Below are 17,992 nucleotides of genomic sequence, written 5' to 3'. Positions count from 1 at the left end.
TGTCGGCAAGACGATGACATCGCGAGGCGTTCATCGTCGCAGTTGACATAGATCAACATCCTTCTCGTCGACCGCTGCCTGATATCGATCGACACAGATGGCTTCGCCCTGCTTCGGCCCACCCTGCAAGAGCGAAGTGGGCGGCAAGCCGAAGCCCCCGGGACAGCATGAACGGGTGACATCATGATCGATTGGTTCTTCCAGACGCTCCGCACCTATCCCGAAATTGCGATCTTCGTCTCGCTGGCCCTGGGCTACTATTTCGGATCCTTCACCTATAAGGGGCTCGGTCTCGGCGCGGTCACCGCGACGCTGATCGCCGCGGTCATCATCGGCCAGATCGGAATCACCATTTCGGGTCCGCTCAAGCCGTTCTTCTTCCTGATGTTCCTGTTCGCCATCGGTTACGGCGTCGGACCGCAATTCGTCCGCGGCATTGCGCAGGACGGTGTCCCGCAGGCGATTTTCGCGGCGGTGGTTTGCGTCTTCTGTCTTCTCGCTGCGTATCTCGGCGCAAAGCTTGCCGGCTACGACGTCGGATCGGCCGTCGGGCTCTATGCCGGCTCGCAGACGATCTCCGCGTCGATGGGGCTCGCGACCGACGCGGTCAATCGCCTTGGTCTGCCTGCAGACGAAGCCAAGAAGCTGCTCGATGCCATGCCGGTCGCCTATGCCGTGACCTACATTTTCGGAACGGTCGGGTCGGCGATCGTCCTCGCCCTGCTCGGACCGGCGCTGCTCGGGATCGATCTCGAGACGGCATGCAAGAAGTATGAGGAAGAGCATGGCGGCAAGAAGCAGCTGGGCGGCCCGGGGACGGCCTGGCACCAGTTCGATGTGCGCGCCTATCGCGTTCATGAGCGCGGACCCGTCGCCGGCAAGACGGTCGGGCAGGCCGAGGCGCTGCTTCCCGATCATCGCGTCTTTATCCTCCGGCTCCGGCAAGGCGGGAGGATCGAGGAAGCAACCTCCGACACCGTGATTCATGCCGGCGATATCGTCGCCGTCGCCGGCCGCCGCGACGTGCTCGTGCAGCTGATCGGCGAGCAGGCGGAGGAAGTCGACGATCGTGAGCTGCTCGCGGTACCGATCGAGGGCGTCGACGTTTATGTGACCAGCAAGGACGTCGACGGAAAGACGCTCGAGGAACTGGCGAAGGCACCCGGCGCCCGCGGCGTCTTCCTGCGCAAGATCGCCCGAGGCGCGATCGCGGTCGAGATTCCGATCCTGCCGAACACCAAGATCAATCGGGGTGACATTCTCACGCTGGTCGGCCGCTCGTCCGATGTCGCTGCCACCACCAAGATGCTGGGCCGGCCGGACCGCGCGACTGACGTTGCCGACGTTGCGTTCATCGGCGCCGCCATCGCGATCGGCGCGCTCGTCGGCGCCTTCGTCTACAAGATCGGAAGCGTGCCGCTCACGCTGTCGACCTCCGGCGGCGCGCTGATCTCCGGCCTGTTCTTCGGCTGGCTGCGATCCGTGCACCCGACCTTCGGCCGCATCCCGTCACCCACCGTGTGGTTCATGAACTCGGTCGGCCTGAACGTCTTTATCGCTATCGTCGGCATTTCCTCTGGTCCGGGATTCGTCGCCGGCCTGCAGAAGCTCGGCTTCAGCCTGTTCCTCTGGGGCGTCGTCGTGACCACCGTGCCGCTGATTTTGGCGATGTACCTTGGCAAGTACGTATTCCGCTTCCACGACGCGATCCTGCTCGGATGCTGCTCCGGTGCGCGGACCACGACCGCCTCGTTGGGCATGATCAACGACCGCGCGAAGAGCCAGATTCCCGGCCTCGGCTATACCGTCACCTACGCGGTCGGAAACACGCTGCTGACGATCTGGGGCATGGTGCTGGTCATGATGATGACATAGCCGCGGTCCGACGATGTTGGCCTGGCTGCAGCAGTTTCTTGTCCGTTATCCGGAGCTCGCGCTGTTCCTGGTGATCGCGGCGGGATACTGGATCGGAAGCTTCAGGATCGGCGCGTTCAGCCTTGGCCCGGTGACGGGCTCGCTCTTCGCTGGACTGGCGGTCGGCGATTTCGCGCATGTGCCCGTCTCCAGCATGACCAAGTCGTTCCTGTTCCTGCTGTTCCTGTTCGGGGTGGGCTATTCGGTCGGTCCGCAATTCGTGCTGGCGATGAAGCGCGACGGGCTGAAGCCGGTGCTGATGGCCGTCGTCGTGAGTCTCACCGGCCTTGCGGCCGCGATCGTCGTGGCACGGGTGCTCGGTCTCGACTCTGGCTTTGCGGCCGGGCTCCTGTCGGGGGCGTTGAGCCAGAGCGCTGCAATGGGTACGGCGACCGACGCAGTCAATGGGCTGGCCGTGTCCGAGGCACAGCGCGCGTTGTTCGTCTCGCACATCGCGGTGGCCGATGCGGTTTGCTACATCTTCGGCTATGCCGGCGTGATTACGTTCTGCACGATCGTCGTTCCGGCGTTGCTGAAGATCGATCTGAAGGCGGAAGCGCTCAAGCTGGAACAGGCCTTGGGCATCACGCGCGCCAAGCCCGGCCTGGCGTCCGCCTGGCGCAAATTCGAGCTGCGCGCCTACCGGCTGGACCATGACGCGGCGATCGCCGGACGGACGGTTGCCGCCGCCGAAGCCCGCGTGCCCGGGCAACGCGTGTTCATCCACCGCATTCGTCGCGGCGAGCGCATCCTCGAGGCGGAGCCTGGAACGGTGCTCGCGGCAGGCGATGTCATCGCGCTGTCGGCACCGCGCCAGATCATCGTCGAGCTGATCGGACCGCGCGGCGAGGAGGTGGAGGACCAGGAACTCCTCGACATCCCCGTGGTCTCGGCCGATGTGTTCCTGATCAACGCGGAACTCGCGGGCAGCAGTCTCCAGCAGGCGTCGGAACAGAGCTGGACGCGCGGCCTCTATTTGCGCTCGGTGAGTCGGGGTGGTGAGGCGCTTCCCATCGCCGCCGGCGTCGTCCTGCAGCGCGGCGATTTGCTTCGCATCGTCGGTCCGGAAACTGCCGTGCTGAATGCGGCCAAGAACATCGGCGTCATAGTCGCGCCGAGCACCAGCATCGATTTCGTGGTGCTGGGGCTCGCGATCTTCTTCGGCGGCCTCGTTGGTGTTCTCGTGAGCTTTTCGGTTGGCGGTGTGACGATCTCGCTGAGCACCAGCGTCGGCACGCTGCTCGCCGGACTTCTGGTCGGCTATCTCCGCACGCGGCTGCCGTATTTCGGCCGGATCCCCGACGGCGCCATCAGCCTGATGACGTCACTCGGATTGGCCGCCTTCGTCGGCCTGACCGGAATTCATGCCGGCCCGATCTTCCTCTCCGCCCTGCGGGAGTCCGGCGTCGGCCTGCTGCTGGGCGGGATGATCGTGACCCTGCTGCCTCAGATCGTTGGCTTCTGCTTCGGCCATTTCATATTGCGCATGAACCCGATCCTCCTGCTGGGCGCGTTGACGGGAGCGCAAACGGTCACGGCCGCGATGGCTGCCATTCAGGAGCGTTCCGGTAGCTCCGTGGTGGTGCTCGGGTATACGCCTGCCTATCCGGTCTCGAACATTCTGCTGACCACCTGGGGATCGGTCATGGTCGTGGTTTTTGCTGGGTGAGCCGCAAGGCTCTCCGCTACTCGTTTCGTGCGAGTTTGGCTGCTTCAATTCCGGATCACAGCGCCGAACTGCCGGCGGCCGCCTCCGCCGCCACATCATCCACGTTCGGATCGGCTGCTGCCGTCGCCCAGGCCAGTTCGACGAGCGTCACGATCCGCCGGCCGGCGCCGTCGAGCTGGCAGACGATCAGGCCCTGTTCCTCGATGTAAGTCAGAAGATGCCGCGCACGGCGCAGCGAGTGGGTGCCGTAGGCGCGGGCGATCGCGGCATCACTCGGGCAGGGCCAGCCTTCCTTCGCCGCGCGCGCGATCATCATGAAGACGCCCTGCATGTCCTCGGGCAGGATCGCGGCACGCAGCGAGACGTCCTGCCACGCATCATCTTCCGCCATCTCGGCACCCAGCCCGGCGCGGGCGTGCGTCAGCATGCGGCGGAAATCGGCCAGCTCCGGCACCACGGCGCCGAGCCCCTCGATGCGGCAGCGGACCACGAACTCCTGATAGAGCACGCCGATGGCGCGGAAGCCCGCGTCGGGCTCGGCGAGTATGGCGCGTAGGATGCGGTCCAGCCGCTCCCGCCGTTCGGCCAGTTGCTCAGCGCTGAGTGGCTGCTCCTCCGCTTCGGGATTTGGCTCCGCTGCCGGTTGCTTGGCGGCCATCAGCTGGCTGAGCAGGTCCGGCGCGGGCGTCCGGCGCGGCGGCCTGGCGGTTGTTTCGGGCGGCGGCGCTGCGAGGATGATGGCGCGTGCGTCCTCAAGTACCGCTTCGGGCAGCGGCATCAGGCGTGGTGCGGCATTGCGCGGCTGCGTGTCGGTCGGGCCGATGCGCAGGCCGAGCGGACGGCGCGACAGCGCAGGTCCGAGCGCCATGAACTGTCCACGCTCGAGGTCGCGGAACGCTTCCGCCTGGCGCCGCTCCATGCCGAGCAGGTCGGCGGCGCGCGCCATGTCGATATCGAGGAAGGTCCGGCCCATCAGGAAGTTCGACGCTTCGGCCGCGACGTTCTTGGCGAGCTTGGCCAGCCGCTGGGTCGCGATGATCCCGGCAAGGCCACGCTTGCGGCCGCGGCACATCAAATTGGTCATCGCGCCGAGCGAAAGCTTGCGCGCCTCGTCGGTTACTTCGCCTGCGACCGCCGGTGCGAACAGTTGCGCCTCGTCCACCACCACCAGCATCGGATACCAGTGGTCGCGGGCGACGTCGAACAGCCCGCCGAGGAAAGCTGCGGCGCGCCGCATCTGGTTCTCGGCGTCCAGCCCCTCGAGATTGAGCACCGTGGAAACGCGATGGATCCGCACCCGCTCGCCGGCAACCTGCAGGCTGCGCTCGGTATGATCCTCGGCGTCGATCACGAGGTGGCCGAATCGCTCGGCCAGGGTGACGAAGTCACCTTCGGGATCGATGATGGTCTGCTGCACCCAAGGGGCGCTCTGCTCCAGCAGGCGCCGCAGCAGATGGGATTTGCCAGAACCCGAATTGCCCTGCACCAAGAGGCGCGTGGCCAATAGCTCCTCGAGGTCGATGGCCGCCGGGGCGCCGGCCGTCGTCTGTCCCATCTCGATCGCTACGGTCATGTCCCCGACTCAAATTGTCCTTGCGGAGACGCGGCTTAACAAGCCGATCGCGCCCCGTCGAGCGAACCGCAGCACCATCCCCAGGCATGACCGGGACGTGGACAGCCCTCACCGGGAAAGCGCCGCGGCGGTAGCCCGACGCCGCGGCCAGGTCGAGCGTCGCGTTGCCTCCGCGTGGTGGCGCCGAACTCGCGTGACCGCACGCGTTGCGGAAAGAGCGTAGCCGAACACCGTGTGTATCGTCCTGTGTCGGGAACCGTTTCTGAACGGTTCAGCGATGCGACCGTCATCGACAATTTTTTCCGATGCAAGCGGGAGTGGCGTTCCATCGTACCTTCGCGTCGCGAGACCGAATACGAAAGTCGAAGCTTTCACGGATTTTGGAAGCGCTCTAAGAGTGATTCTATCCAAACGTCGGCTGCGAATTCTTTTCTCCACGAAGCTGCGGCGTTACGGCTGCCTCATCGGTTGCATGGGGCGTGACGCGTGGGAATGCAGGGTGCTGGAGCGAGGGCTCCGATCGTTGTTTGTGTGGTGGCGTTGGCGGGATATGCGACGGCGGGGGCTGCGCAGACCGCGGGAAACGGCCAGGGCGCGGCGGCACTGCCGCCGGTGACCGTCGAGGCGCCGAAGCCGCGGACGCAAGCGCGCGTGGCGGCGTCGCGCAGTTCGCGCTCGGCGCGCACGAACCGGCCGAGGGCGGCTGCAAGCCGCAGCGTGCCGAACGCCTTGCCGCACACCGAGACGGCGGCGAGCCGCGGCACGTTCCTGCAGGGCGAAGGTCCGATCCAGGGCTATGTCGCGCATCGCACGCTGACGGGAACCAAGACCAATACCTCGATCCTCGAGGTGCCGCAGTCGATCTCGGTGATCGGCCGCGAGCAGATTCGCGACCAGGGCGCGCGCTCGGTGGCGCAGGCGATCAGCTACACGCCGGGCGTCGTCACCAACAGCCCGAACGACACGCGCTTTGAATCGCTGCGCATCCGCGGCTTCCAGCCGTTGCTCTATCTCGACGGCATGCAGTTGCCCTATGGTGCGAGCCAGTTCGGCCAGCCGAAGCTCGATCTCGCCCTGCTGGAGCGGATCGAGGTGCTGCGCGGGCCTTCGTCGTCGCTCTACGGCGCGGTCGCGCCCGGTGGCCTCGTCAATCTGGTCAGCCGGCTGCCGTCGGCCACGCCGATCAATTCGCTCGAACTGCTCGCCGACAACTGGGGCAAGGTCCAGGGCAATTTCGACGTCGGCGGCGCGAGCCCGAAGGGCGACCTGTTCTGGCGTTTCGCCGGCACGGTTCATGATGGCGGAACGCAGGTCGATTTCGTCAACGACTTCCGCGGCGCGATCGCACCGTCGTTCACCTGGAAGCCCGACCTCGACACCACGTTCACCTTCCTGAGCGGCTACCAGCGCGACATGACCGGCCTCACGCTGCAGTTCTACCCCGCGTCCGGCACGTTGCTGCCGAACCCGAACGGCCGCATCCCGCTCACCAAGTTCCTCGGTGAGCAGGGCTTCGATCATTTCGACCGCACGCAATATTGGGTGGGTTACCAGTTCGAGCACTCGTTCAACGAAGTCTGGACGGTGCGGCAGAACGTTCGCTATTTCGATCTGCAGACCAACACCTACGCGGTCGCCGGTGCCGGTGCGCTGGGCTCGACAGCGCTGCAGCCGGACCAGACGACGCTCAATCGTGGTGTGTTTTCGTTCCCGGAAAACGCCAACGCCGTCACCCTGGATAACCAGGCCGAGGCGCGTTTCTCGACCGGCCCGGTCGCCCATACCGTGCTGCTCGGCGCCGACTATCGTTACACCACCAGTGAACTCAAATTCGGCAGCGCCACGGCTCCGCCGATCAATCTCTACAACACGGTCTATGGTGCGTCGATCGCGATGCCGGCGACCACCATGAACACCGGCCAGCGGCAGAGCCAGGCCGGCCTCTATGTGCAGGACCAGATCGCGCTCGACCGCTGGCGGCTGACGCTGAGCGGCCGCAGCGACTGGGTCTCGACCGACACGTTGAACTTCCTGAAGGGGACGCAGCAGAGCCAGGACGATCAGGCATTCACCGGGCGCGTCGGCCTGAACTACGTGTTCGATTCCGGCATTGCGCCCTACATCGCGTATGCGACCTCGTTCCAGCCGACGCTCGGTCTGACGGCCAGCGGCGCCGCGCTGCGGCCGACCACGGCCGAGCAGGCCGAGATCGGCGTTAAGTACCAGCCTTTCGGGACCAACCTGCTGCTGACGGCCGCGCTGTTCGACATGACGCAGCAGAACGTCGTCACACCGGACCTGACCGCGACAGGGTTCAGCGTGCAGACCGGCGCGGCGCGCTCGCGCGGCGCCGAATTCCAGGCGCAAGCGAGCCTGACCGAAGGATTGAAGCTGGTCGCGTCCTACGCCTACACCGACACGCTGACGACCAAGAGCAATACGCCGTCGCAACTCAACAAGCACCTCATCATCCAGCCGATGAACCAGGCGGCGCTGTGGGCCGATTACACCTTCCAGCAGGGCCAGCTCGCCGGCTTCGGCTTCGGTGGCGGCGTCCGCTACATCGGCGATTCCTACGGCGATCTCGCCAACACGATCTCGATCCCGAGCTACACGCTGTTCGACGCCGCCGTGCATTACGACCTGTCGAATCTCGATCGCAGGCTGCGCGGCGTCTCGGTTGCGGTGAACGCCACCAACCTGTTCGACAAGTATTACGTCGCCTCCTGCACGACGCTGAATTCCTGTTTCCTCGGCTCCGGGCGGGCGGTGATCGGCAGCGTTCGCTACACCTGGTGAGGATGGAGGGCCGTTCCGCATGACGCCGCGATCGATCCGGATCTGGAAGCAGGTCCACAAGTGGACCAGCCTCGTCTGCACGCTGTTCCTGCTGATGCTGTGCGTGACGGGGTTGCCGCTGATCTTCCACGATGAGATCGATGCGGCATTGGGCGCCACCATCGAGCCCGATCAGGCTCCGGGCAACGCGCCGTTGCTGAGCTTCGACCGGATTATCGAGACCGCACGCGCGGCGCAGCCGGACCAGGTGGTGACGATCGTCGGTGCCGACGACGAGAATCCGATCTGGCACGTCTACATGGCATCGAGCGTTGCCGCGCCGAAAACCGAGGTCATCGTCAGCGTCGATTCGCGCACCGGACGGGTCCTCCACGTCGGCGCTGCCGCCCGTGGCGCCGTCACCAAGTTTCTGCTCGACCTGCATACCGACCTGTTTCTGGAGCAGCCGGGCATGCTGTTTCTTGGCGCCATGGGTCTTTGTTTCCTGCTCGCGATCGCCTCAGGAGTCGTCGTCTACGGGCCGTTCATGCGGCGGCTGGATTTCGGCACCATCAGGCCGCGCCGTCGCCTGTACTGGCTCGACATGCATAATCTGCTCGGTATCGTCATCCTGGCATGGACGCTCGTCGTCGGCGTGACCGGCGTCATCAACACGCTGTCCACGCAGATCGCCCAGCATTGGCAGCGGACCGAGCTCGTCGCCATGCTGGGTCCGTGGCGCAACGCGCCGGTGCCGCCGAAGCTCGCATCCGCGCAAGGCGCGATCGATACGGCGCTCGCGCATGCGCCGGGCATGAAAGTGCAGTCCGTTGCCATGCCTGGATCGCAATTTGCCGGTGGCCATCATTACGGCGTCTATCTCCGCGGCGACCAGCCGCTGACCTCGCGGCTCCTCAAGCCGGTGCTGATCAACGCGGATGACGGTACGTTTGGCGAAACCAGGGACATGCCGCTCTATGTCCAGGCATTGTTCGTGTCGCGTCCGCTGCATTTCGGCGATTATGGCGGCATGCCGCTCAAGATCATCTGGGCTTTGCTCGATCTCGCGACCATCGTCGTGCTCGGCAGCGGCCTCTATCTCTGGGCGGCGAAGCTGCGCAAGGCGCCGGCGCGTACGTCCGTTGCGGCGGGCCAGCCGCTTATCGCGGGCGCGGAGCGAGGCTGATGTCGATAACGAGGCGTTCGATCACGCAGGTCTTCCTGACGCCGGCGCTGATATCAGCCGTGATCGCCTTCGGGCTGGTGTCGGCGCTGCTCGGCGACGGCATCTGGGACCAGGCCTCCTGGCTGGCACTTGCCGTGCCGCTCGCTGTCATCGCCTTCTACCTGTTCCGGCGTTCCGCGCGTTCCTCCTAGCAGACGCGGGTGCTCGCGCTGCCGCGATGGCGTCGATGTGAATGGTGCCGCTATTCTCGTGCCGGATACCTCCGTCCCGTTTGCCGGAGGTGTTTCGTCGCGCAAACCCCGGCATAGTCCGCGCACAGAAGAAACGTGCGAGGAAACATGACTGAGAGCATCGTTGATGCCGTAGCGCCGTCGGTGGCGGCGCTTGGTGCGGTGTCGCCGCGAAAGGTGTTTTGGGCGACCTGGTTCGGCTGGATGCTCGATGGCTTCGATTCCTCGATGTATGCCTACATCCTGGTCAGCGCCTTGAGCGAATTGCTGCCTGCGAGCGGCATCGAGCCGAGCAAGGCCAATATCGGCATCTATGGCGGGCTGCTGTTTTCGATCTTCATGCTGGGCTGGGCCTGCTCGATGGTCTGGGGCTGGGCCGCGGATCGCTATGGACGCGTCAGGATCATGTGCTGGACGGTGCTGGTCTACTCGGTGTTCACGGCGTTGTGCGGGCTTGCGACCGGGATCGTGATGTTCGCATTGTTCCGCTTTGTCGCCGGCTTCGGCATCGGCGGCGAGTGGGCCGCGGGCACGCCGCTGCTGCAGGAATCCGTGCCGGAGAATACGCGGGTGCGGCTCGCCGGATGGCTGCACACGGCGACGCCGACTGGGCTGTTCCTCGCCGCCGCCGTCACGCTTGCCATCGGCAGCACGCTGGGCTGGCGCGGCATGTTCCTGCTCGGCATTTTGCCGGCGCTGCTGATTGCGTATCTGCGCAGCAACATTCCCGAGCCCGAACGCGACGCATCACGCGAGCAGCCTCCGGTCTCGGCGCTGTTTACCGGCGATCAGGCGCGGTCCACCTGGGCCGCAGCATTGATGATGGCCTGCATCATCTTCGGCCTGTGGTCGTCGAACTTCTGGGCGCCCACCGTGATCTCGACCAAGCTGGTCGCCGCCGGCGCAACGCCAGCGCATGCGCAGGAGATGGGCGCGGTGGCGGGCCTGATCACCAATGTCGGCACGTTGATCGGCTGCTTCATGGTGCCGTGGTTGACTGGCTGGCTCGGCAGCCGGCGCCGCACCGCGGTGCTATTCTTCATCGGCGGGCTGGTCTCTGTCGTCGTCTGCTATGAGGTCGCGATCGAATGGCTCGACAGCCTGACGCTGTTCATGATGCTGCTGCCGGTGCTCGGCTTCTTCACCAACGGCGTGTTCGGCCTGTTCACGATCTGGTTGCCGGAGATGTTTCCGTCCGCACTGCGCGGGTCGGGCTCCGGCTTCGCGTTCAGCATGGGCCGCGTGCTCGGCGCCGCCGGCCCGACCCTGATCGGCGCGCTCGCCGCGCGCACCGGCAGCTTCCCGCTGGCGATCTCACTGCTGTCGCTGATCTATGTGGTCGGCCTGCCCCTGATCCGGCTGGCGCCGGAGACGGCCGGCAAGCCGCTCGCGAGATAGCTGCGCGGCTTGCGCGTTGCGCGTGGGGCCGTCACGCTTCAAAGAGGGAGCTTACTCCGCCGGCTTGGCGACGGGTGCTGCTCTCGCGGGCGCCTTGTCGACCTTCTTCGACCAGGAGCGGTAATAGGCCAGCACGGTCATCAGCATGATGCCGACAGCGCTGACCACGATCTGCATCCAGAGGCTGCCGGAAACCTCGACCAGCACCACATGCGCGACCACGGCGAGGAAGACGCCCGAGCAGAACACCTCGAGCGACTGCTGACCGCATTTGATGATCGGCTGCATGATCGGCCATTCATATCCTGGCCATTCGCGCGGCAGGTAACGCGTGACGAAGAAGGCGAGCACCACGAAGTGCAGCACGCGATAGGGCGCGAGATTGGTCTTGTCGTTGGGATTGAAGGCGTCATAGAGCCAGGTCGGCATCGCCTGTCCTAGTTCCGGGAAACGGCCCGCCAGCGTCATGACCAGCGCGAACAGCAGATAGGCGCCGCCGAGCCACAGGAAGGCGCGCGAGCGGATGAAGGTGATCGATTCGCCGGCGCCGCCGAGCGCGAACCAGCCGCCGAACACGAACAGGAACTGCCAGCAGAACGGGTTGAAGTACCACGAGCCGTACGGATAGGCGGGCAGATTCCAGCCGAAATGGCGTGCCGCGAGGTAGAGCAGGAACGAGGCCAGCAGCGTCAGATTGAGCTTCCGCAGCATCGCCCACAGCACCAGCGGATAGCAGACCATCAGTGCGATGTAGAGCGGCAGCACGTCCATGTTGACCGGCTTGAACGCCAGGATCAGGCCCTGATAGAGCGTCTCGGCCGGGTTCTGCATGAAGCCCGCGACGTTGAACTCGTTCTCCAGATTGGGGTCGCGGTAGCGCTGGGCGAGATAACCGATCTCGGCGATGTAGATCACGAACAGCAGGACATGCGCGACATAGATCTGCCAGGCCCGCTTGATCAGGCGGGTGGCGCCGATCACGGTGCCGCGCTCGATCATCATGCGCCCATAGACGAAGGATGCGGTGTAGCCGGAGATGAACACGAACAGATCGGCCGCATCGCTGAAGCCGAAATTCTTCTGCGTGATCCAGTTCACCGCGTTGTTCGGGATGTGATCGAGATAGATCGCCCAGTTGGCGAAACCGCGCAGCAGATCGAGGCGATAGTCGCGGCCACGCGGGGGCAGAACAGCCTTGACGTCCATCGGTTCGCTCCCATCCCTGGTGCCCGCGTGTCCCGCCACGGGCCGCCCACAGCGTCATACTAGAACACGATCCGGACGGCTGTGTAACGGTTTTCTGGAGCTGTCGCTTGTACCGAACTGTCGTGATCTGCACTGCCGTACGCGTTGAAGTCGCGTCTAGTGCTGGACGAACCCGTTGTGAAGTGTGGTGAACAGCGCCTTGCCCTTCTTCACCAGGTCGTACTTGCGGCCGTAGAGCAGCCAGACCGCGGTGAGGTGGCACATCCCGCCCATCATCAGCGACATCGCGGTGTAGGGATCGAGATTGCGGCGATAAGTGCCGGCGCGGCTCGCCTGCTTGATCAGCTGGACATAGCGCAGCGCGTATTTGTCGACCGCCTTCTTGATCCGCGGCTCGGCGGCAAGCACGCTCGGCCAGATCTCCAGGAAGAACACGCGGCCCCAGCTCGGGTTGTCCTTGATGTACTGGAAGTTGGTCAGGAAGATGATGCGGAGCTGCTCGACGGGGTCGCCGCCCTTCACCAGCAGCGGCTCGGTCTTCTGATACAGCGCCTCGAAATTGCCCTCGGGAACGTCGAGCACCAGCGCGCGCTTGTCCTCGAAATAATCGTAGATGCTGGAGAGCGGCACTTTCGCCGCGGCGGCGATCTCGGTGAGCGAGGTGCCGTCGATGCCTCGCTCGCCGAACAGCCTGGTGGCTGCCGAGAGGATCTGCTCGCGCCGGTCGCGGCTGCGTTGTTGCTTGAGCTTGAGCGTCGTCCCCGAAGCCACCTTCGTCTCCTCGCGTCCCTGAAAAACAGTAAGGCAGCGGGACCGGAACACAAGCGCTATTGCGAAGGCATCCAGCGGTAAAGCGAGCCGTCAGGCCGGCGCGTTGCGCCGCTCATGGTTGCGGAATGCGTTGCGGGCGATGATCTGACGCATGATCTCGGAGGTGCCGTCCAGAATGCGCACCACCCGCGTTTCCCGCCAGATCCGCTCGATCGGCTGGTCTTTGGAATAACCGGCACCACCGAACAGCTGCATGGTCGTGTCGGCGATGCGCTGCACCATGTCGGCGCCGGTATATTTCGAGAGCGCTGCCGCCGCGGTGCGGGCGGCGGCGTCGCCCTGGTCGTAGCGCCAGGCGGCTTCATAGGCGACAAGGCGTGCGGCGTGCAGCGCGCTCGCCATGTCGGCGATCTGCCATTCGATGCCCTGATGATCGCGCAGCTTGCGCCCGAAGGTCTCGCGCTGCGAGACATGATCGAGCGCGTAGTCGAGAAGCTGGCTTGCCGCGCCGACGCAATAGGCGCCCCAATGCGTGCGTCCGGCATCCAGGCACCGCATCGCGATGGCGAATCCCTCGCCCTCCTGGCCCAGCAGGTTCTCCCGCGGGACGCGGCAATTCTCGAAGGTCACCTCGGCATGATCAGAGCCGCGCCCGGCGGCCATCTCGACCACGCGGCCGATGGTGAGGCCCGGCGTCTTTGCGTCCACGACAAAGGCCGCGATGCCCTTCGCGCCGGCCGACGGATCGAGTGTGGCGAACACGGTGAAGACGCCGGCGACCGGTGCGTTGGTGATGTAGGTCTTGCGGCCGTCGAGCACATAGTGGTCGCCGTCGCGCCGCGCCCGGGTCTGGATGCGCGCGGCATCCGATCCCGCGTTCGGCTCGGTCAGCGCGAAGCCGCCGATCACGCGCCCGCTGGCAAGCTCGGGCAGCCACCGGTCACGCACGGCGGGCTGCGCGAAGAACTCGATCGCCTTCGATCCGATATGAACGTTCACCCCGCTCAGATAGTAGAAGGCGGTGTGCGCTTTCGCGAGTTCCTCGATCGCAATGCAGCTGCCGAGCATCGAGAGGCCGAGCCCGCCGAATCGCTTCGGCGTGTTGGTGCCGAACAATCCCATCCGGCGCAGGCCGGCCATCGCGCGCTCCGGTACCTCGCCAGTGGCCTCGATCGCGGCGTCGTGAGGTTGAAGCTCGCTGCGCACGAAATCGCGCACCCGCTTTTGCAGGACGCGGAGGTCGTCGGGAAGCTCGAAATGCATGATGCACCAGAATTCGAATAATCTTCGAAAAAATGTGCGCCATCATTCCGCAAAAGTCAAAGGTTCAACACCAGAAGATCGGTGAGCTTGTGCCGTGCAGGCAATGGGACTCGTGAAAGGCCGCGCGATCCGCCGTCACCGCTCCGTCACATCTTCTAACCCGGCAGGTTGGTGCGCAGCACAAATCCGCTGCGTGCACGACAGATGGCATATCGTCGCGGCGGTAACGCCGTGCAGTGGAACTCGTGCGCGTCGCTGGCAACGGTTCGCCGTTGCGCTCAAATGAAATCAAAATGAAATAGTCGCGCACTAGTCGCGATGCCAATAGTATGCAATCATTCGGATCGGGGCTGCAATGCGGACCTGAACCGCTGACGTCGGCGGGTCAGGCTGTCGAGACATACAAGGGTATTCAGTTGATGCCGCTGTATCGCGTTCCGACGAACCCCGTCAGTCGTTGCTCGCTCAGTCGTTGCGTCCGTGCCGGCCGGCCACTCCATCGATCTCACACAACCGCGAACGATGCTTCATCGTCAGCGCCGCCGTTCCCTCGATCCCGTCGCCATTGACGGATCTGAATAGTCGCGGGCGAACGGTCCCCTCGCGAATGTAACCAAGACCTCTGATCGATTTGGATTGGCCACCACAGGAGGCGACGATGGAGTGGGTACAGCAGAACCTGAAGCAGGCGCCGGAGATCCTGCTGTTCTTGTCGCTGGCGGTCGGTTACTGGATCGGGCAGATCCACTACGGCAAATTCCAGCTCGGCGGCGTCGCCGGATCGTTGCTCGCCGCCGTCGCGCTCAGCCTGTTCGGCGTCTCCGTCGACAATGGCGAGAAGGCGCTGCTGTTCGCGCTGTTCATCTACGCGGTCGGCTTCGAAAGCGGTCCGCAGTTCTTCAAGTCGCTGGGCCGGCAGTCGCTGCGCGAGATCTTCCTTGCGGTGTTCACGGCGGTCGCCGGGCTGCTCACCGTGATCGTGATGGCAAAGCTGTTCTCGCTCGACAAGGGAACGGCCGCGGGGCTTGCCGCAGGCGGCCTCACCCAGTCGGCGATCATCGGCACGGCGGGCGATGCGTTGTCGCGGCTCGGGCTTGCCGCGCCCGAGGTGCAGAAATTGCAGGCCAACGTCGCGATCGGCTACGCGGTGTCCTACATCTTCGGCTCGCTCGGCGCGATCATCATCTGCGTCAACCTGCTGCCGCGCTTCATGGGCCGCGACATCCGCGACGATGCGCTGAAGGCCGAGGCGGAACGGCTGAAGGGCGCGGTCGTGTTCGGGCCGGGCGAAGCGCCCGCGCTGCCGGAGATCGTCGGACGCCTCTATGACGTCGGCGGCGGCGCCGGCAAGACCGTGGCCGCGATCGAAGGTTCGGCGGGCGACGCGACGATCACGGTCGAGCGCATCAAGCGCAAGGATCAATTGATCCCGGTCACGCCTGATGTCGCATTGAGGCAGGGCGACATCGTGCTCGTGGTCGGCCGGCGGGCCGGCGTGGTGGCGGTAGCTAGCGGGCTCGGCAGCGAGCTCGAGAGCGTGCCGGGCATGGAGCTGGTGATGGATACGCAGGACGTGATCCTGCGCAATCCGGCCTATGACGGCAAGTCGTTGGCCGAGATCAAGCGCTCCGCGACGGCAGCGCTTCGCCACGGCATCTATCTGATCGGCGTCGCTCGATCCGGCGAGCCGCTTGCGCTGAGCGACAGCACGGTCGTGAAGATCGGCGATGTGATCACCGCCTATGGCACCGAGCAGGACCTCAAGCGCATGGTCGCCGAGGCCGGATCGCCGCTCACCATCGACATCAAAACCGACTTCGTATTCCACGGTGCGGGCCTGGTGTTCGGTCTCCTGATCGGTTTGATCGTGATCCGCGCCGGCTCGATCCCGCTGACGCTCGGCGCCGGCGGTGGCGCGCTGCTGTCCGGCCTGCTGTTCGGCTGGCTGCGCAGCCGGCACCAGACCATGGGCAACATGCCGGCGCCGGCCTCGCAGATCCTGAAGGATCTCGGCCTTGCCGGCTTCGTCGCCGCGGTCGGCCTGCAATCCGGCCTGCAGGCGATCCACACCATCGCCAGCAGCGGTCTCACGCTGTTCCTGATCGGGGCCGTGGTGACGCTGGTGCCGTTGATCCTGGCCATGCTGTTCGGCCGCTACGTGCTGCGTTACGACAATGCGGCGGTGTTCGCCGGCGCGCTGTCGGGATCGCGTAGCGCCAATCCGGCATTCGGCGGCGTGCTCGACAAGGCCGGCAACTCCATCCCGACCGCTCCCTTCGCCATCACCTATGCGCTGGCGAACGTATTCCTGACCTTGCTTGGCCCCCTGATCGTCGCCTTCGCGTGACGGTGCGGGCCAGCGTTGTCGTAGTAAAGGAGAACCGAAAATGGCCAAAATGGACTATTCGCAATATTCCAAGCTGAGCCCGTTCGAACTCAAGGACAATCTGATCGCGCTCGCGTCGAGCCACGCCGATCGCCTGATGCTCAATGCCGGCCGCGGCAATCCCAATTTCCTCGCGACGGTGCCGCGCCGCGCCTTCTTCCAGCTCGGCCTGTTCGCGGTGTCGGAGGCGGAATTGTCCTTCTCCTACACGTCGGAGGGTATCGGCGGCCTGGCGCGCGCAGAAGGGTTGGCCGCGCGCTTCAACACCTTCGTGGCCGGCAATACCGACAAGCCGGGCGTGGTGTTTCTCGGCAAGGCGCTGTCCTATGTTCGCGACCAGCTCGGCCTGAACCCGGACGAGTTCCTGTTCGAGATGGTGGCCGGCGTGCTCGGCGCCAACTATCCGGAGCCCGACCGGATGCTGAAGGTGAGCGAGCGCATCGTGCGGGAATACGTCATTCGCGAGATGGGTGCGCGCGGCCTGACGAGCGAGGACGTCGATCTGTTCGCCGTCGAGGGCGGCACCGCGGCGATGGCCTATATCTTCAACTCGATGCGCGAGAACCGGCTGATCGCGCCCGGCGACAAGATCGCGATCGGCTCGCCGATCTTCACGCCTTACCTGGAGATTCCCGAGCTCAACGATTACCAGCTCAAGCAGGTGCTGATCGAGGCCGACGCGAAAACCGGCTGGCAGTATCCCGCCTCCGAACTCAAGAAGCTCGAGGATCCCGCGATCAAGGCCTTCTTCCTGGTCAACCCCAGCAACCCGCCGTCGGTGAAGCTCGACGACGCCGGCCTGCAAACGATCGCCGAGATCGTCAAGAAGCGTCCCGACCTGATCGTCCTGACCGACGACGTCTACGGCACCTTCGCCGACGATTTCAAATCGCTGTTTGCGATCTGCCCGCAGAACACGATCCTGGTCTACTCGTTCTCGAAATATTTCGGGGCGACCGGCTGGCGCCTCGGCGTCATCGCCATGACCCGCGACAATGTCATCGACCGGACGATCGCGGCACTTCCGGAGGCGGCGAAGAAGGAGCTCGACACCCGCTACGCGTCGCTGACGACCGAGCCGCGCAAGGTGAAATTCATCGACCGCCTGGTCGCGGACAGCCGTGCGGTCGCGCTCAACCACACGGCCGGGCTCTCGACCCCGCAGCAGGTGCAGATGGTGCTGTTCTCGCTGTTCAATCTGATGGACACGCGGCAGGACTACAAGCAGGCGGTCAAGGCCCTGATCCGGCGCCGCGATGCCGCGCTGTACGACAAGCTCGGCGTGGTGCGGAAGGATGACGCCGACAGCGTCGACTACTACACGCTGGTCAGTCTCGAGGATGTTGCGCGCGAACTGCATGGCGAGGCGTTCGCCGCCTGGGTGCTGAAGACCCAGAACCCGACCGAGATCCTGTTCCGCGTCGCCGACGAGACCGGCATCGTGCTGCTGCCCGGCAGCGGCTTCGGGGTCCAGCATCCGTCCGGCCGGGCGTCGCTCGCCAATCTGAACGAGTATCAATATGCTGCGATCGGCAGCGCGCTGCGCAAGCTTGCCGATGAGTATTACGACGACTACAAAAAGGCGGGTAAATCGTAACGCTGCCGGCGGTGCGGCTCA

General features: G+C 65.0%; 12 protein-coding genes. 8 read left to right on the top strand and 4 right to left on the bottom strand.

From position 1 onward, the window contains the following. The first annotated feature begins 183 nt into the window (after positions 1-183). Positions 184-1,875, top strand: a complete 1,692-nt coding sequence (gene aspT, locus ACVILL_RS07395) for an aspartate-alanine antiporter (RefSeq protein ID WP_456728468.1) — start codon at positions 184-186, stop codon at positions 1,873-1,875. A 13-nt stretch (positions 1,876-1,888) separates the two neighbouring features. Continuing rightward, positions 1,889-3,583: an aspartate-alanine antiporter gene (aspT, locus tag ACVILL_RS07390; RefSeq protein WP_456728467.1), complete on the top strand. Its 1,695-nt coding sequence runs from the start codon at positions 1,889-1,891 to the stop codon at positions 3,581-3,583. A gap of 55 nt (positions 3,584-3,638) precedes the next feature. Here aspT (ACVILL_RS07390) and ACVILL_RS07385 read toward each other — a convergent pair whose 3' ends face one another. Beyond that, the gene (locus tag ACVILL_RS07385) at positions 3,639-5,156 is read right to left on the bottom strand and encodes a helicase HerA domain-containing protein (RefSeq protein ID WP_456728466.1); all 1,518 of its coding nucleotides are present in this window, start codon (positions 5,154-5,156) and stop codon (positions 3,639-3,641) included. Between the two features lie 534 nt (positions 5,157-5,690). Between ACVILL_RS07385 and ACVILL_RS07380 the strand changes: the two genes are divergently transcribed. The 4 genes from ACVILL_RS07380 (at position 5,691) to ACVILL_RS07365 (ending at position 10,748) form a co-directional block, all read left to right on the top strand. After that, the gene (locus ACVILL_RS07380; RefSeq protein WP_456728465.1) at positions 5,691-7,955 is read left to right on the top strand and encodes a TonB-dependent siderophore receptor; all 2,265 of its coding nucleotides are present in this window, start codon (positions 5,691-5,693) and stop codon (positions 7,953-7,955) included. Positions 7,956-7,974: 19 nt separating this feature from the next. Continuing rightward, entirely contained in the window at positions 7,975-9,120 is a 1,146-nt protein-coding gene (locus ACVILL_RS07375) for a PepSY-associated TM helix domain-containing protein (protein WP_456728464.1), read from the top strand. After that, positions 9,120-9,311, top strand: a complete 192-nt coding sequence (locus tag ACVILL_RS07370) for a hypothetical protein (RefSeq protein WP_456728463.1) — start codon at positions 9,120-9,122, stop codon at positions 9,309-9,311. The genes ACVILL_RS07375 and ACVILL_RS07370 overlap by 1 nt, the downstream gene beginning before the upstream one ends. Before the next feature lie 147 nt (positions 9,312-9,458). Next, positions 9,459-10,748 carry an MFS transporter gene (locus tag ACVILL_RS07365; protein ID WP_456728462.1) on the top strand — a complete coding sequence of 430 codons (1,290 nt, stop codon included), beginning with the start codon at positions 9,459-9,461 and terminating at the stop codon, positions 10,746-10,748. Positions 10,749-10,799: 51 nt separating this feature from the next. Here the strand turns inward: ACVILL_RS07365 and ACVILL_RS07360 are convergent, their stop codons facing one another. The 3 genes from ACVILL_RS07360 to ACVILL_RS07350 all read right to left on the bottom strand — a co-directional run bounded on the left by ACVILL_RS07360 (position 10,800) and on the right by ACVILL_RS07350 (position 13,988). Next, entirely contained in the window at positions 10,800-11,954 is a 1,155-nt protein-coding gene (locus ACVILL_RS07360) for an OpgC domain-containing protein (protein WP_456728461.1), read from the bottom strand. Positions 11,955-12,110: 156 nt separating this feature from the next. Continuing rightward, positions 12,111-12,725: a TetR/AcrR family transcriptional regulator gene (locus tag ACVILL_RS07355; protein ID WP_456728460.1), complete on the bottom strand. Its 615-nt coding sequence runs from the start codon at positions 12,723-12,725 to the stop codon at positions 12,111-12,113. A gap of 90 nt (positions 12,726-12,815) precedes the next feature. Beyond that, entirely contained in the window at positions 12,816-13,988 is a 1,173-nt protein-coding gene (locus ACVILL_RS07350) for an acyl-CoA dehydrogenase family protein (RefSeq protein WP_456728459.1), read from the bottom strand. 658 nt (positions 13,989-14,646) lie between these two features. On the opposite strand from ACVILL_RS07350, the gene aspT (ACVILL_RS07345) reads away from it, so the two are divergent. Together aspT (ACVILL_RS07345) and ACVILL_RS07340 are read left to right on the top strand one after the other, a co-directional pair. Beyond that, a complete protein-coding gene (gene aspT, locus ACVILL_RS07345) occupies positions 14,647-16,335 on the top strand; it encodes an aspartate-alanine antiporter (RefSeq protein ID WP_456728458.1) in 1,689 nt (562 codons plus the stop codon). A gap of 40 nt (positions 16,336-16,375) precedes the next feature. Next, positions 16,376-17,971, top strand: a complete 1,596-nt coding sequence (locus tag ACVILL_RS07340) for a bifunctional aspartate transaminase/aspartate 4-decarboxylase (RefSeq protein ID WP_456728457.1) — start codon at positions 16,376-16,378, stop codon at positions 17,969-17,971. The last annotated feature ends 21 nt before the right edge of the window (positions 17,972-17,992 follow it).

The sequence above is a fragment of the Bradyrhizobium sp. USDA 3364 genome (genome assembly GCF_054056355.1).
The sequence above is the reverse complement of the archived record's forward strand: the minus strand, read 5'-3'. Positions and strand labels throughout refer to the sequence as shown.

Bases quoted from the DNA above. Each gene is read 5' to 3' on its own strand.
- aspT (WP_456728468.1), top strand. From the start codon at position 184: ATGATCGATTGGTTCTTCCAGACGCTCCGCACCTATCCCGAAATTGCG.
- aspT (WP_456728467.1), top strand. From the start codon at position 1,889: ATGTTGGCCTGGCTGCAGCAGTTTCTTGTCCGTTATCCGGAGCTCGCG.
- ACVILL_RS07385 (WP_456728466.1), bottom strand. From the start codon at position 5,156: ATGACCGTAGCGATCGAGATGGGACAGACGACGGCCGGCGCCCCGGCG.
- ACVILL_RS07375 (WP_456728464.1), top strand. From the start codon at position 7,975: ATGACGCCGCGATCGATCCGGATCTGGAAGCAGGTCCACAAGTGGACC.
- ACVILL_RS07370 (WP_456728463.1), top strand. From the start codon at position 9,120: ATGTCGATAACGAGGCGTTCGATCACGCAGGTCTTCCTGACGCCGGCG.
- ACVILL_RS07365 (WP_456728462.1), top strand. From the start codon at position 9,459: ATGACTGAGAGCATCGTTGATGCCGTAGCGCCGTCGGTGGCGGCGCTT.
- ACVILL_RS07360 (WP_456728461.1), bottom strand. From the start codon at position 11,954: ATGGACGTCAAGGCTGTTCTGCCCCCGCGTGGCCGCGACTATCGCCTC.
- ACVILL_RS07350 (WP_456728459.1), bottom strand. From the start codon at position 13,988: ATGCATTTCGAGCTTCCCGACGACCTCCGCGTCCTGCAAAAGCGGGTG.
- aspT (WP_456728458.1), top strand. From the start codon at position 14,647: ATGGAGTGGGTACAGCAGAACCTGAAGCAGGCGCCGGAGATCCTGCTG.
- ACVILL_RS07340 (WP_456728457.1), top strand. From the start codon at position 16,376: ATGGCCAAAATGGACTATTCGCAATATTCCAAGCTGAGCCCGTTCGAA.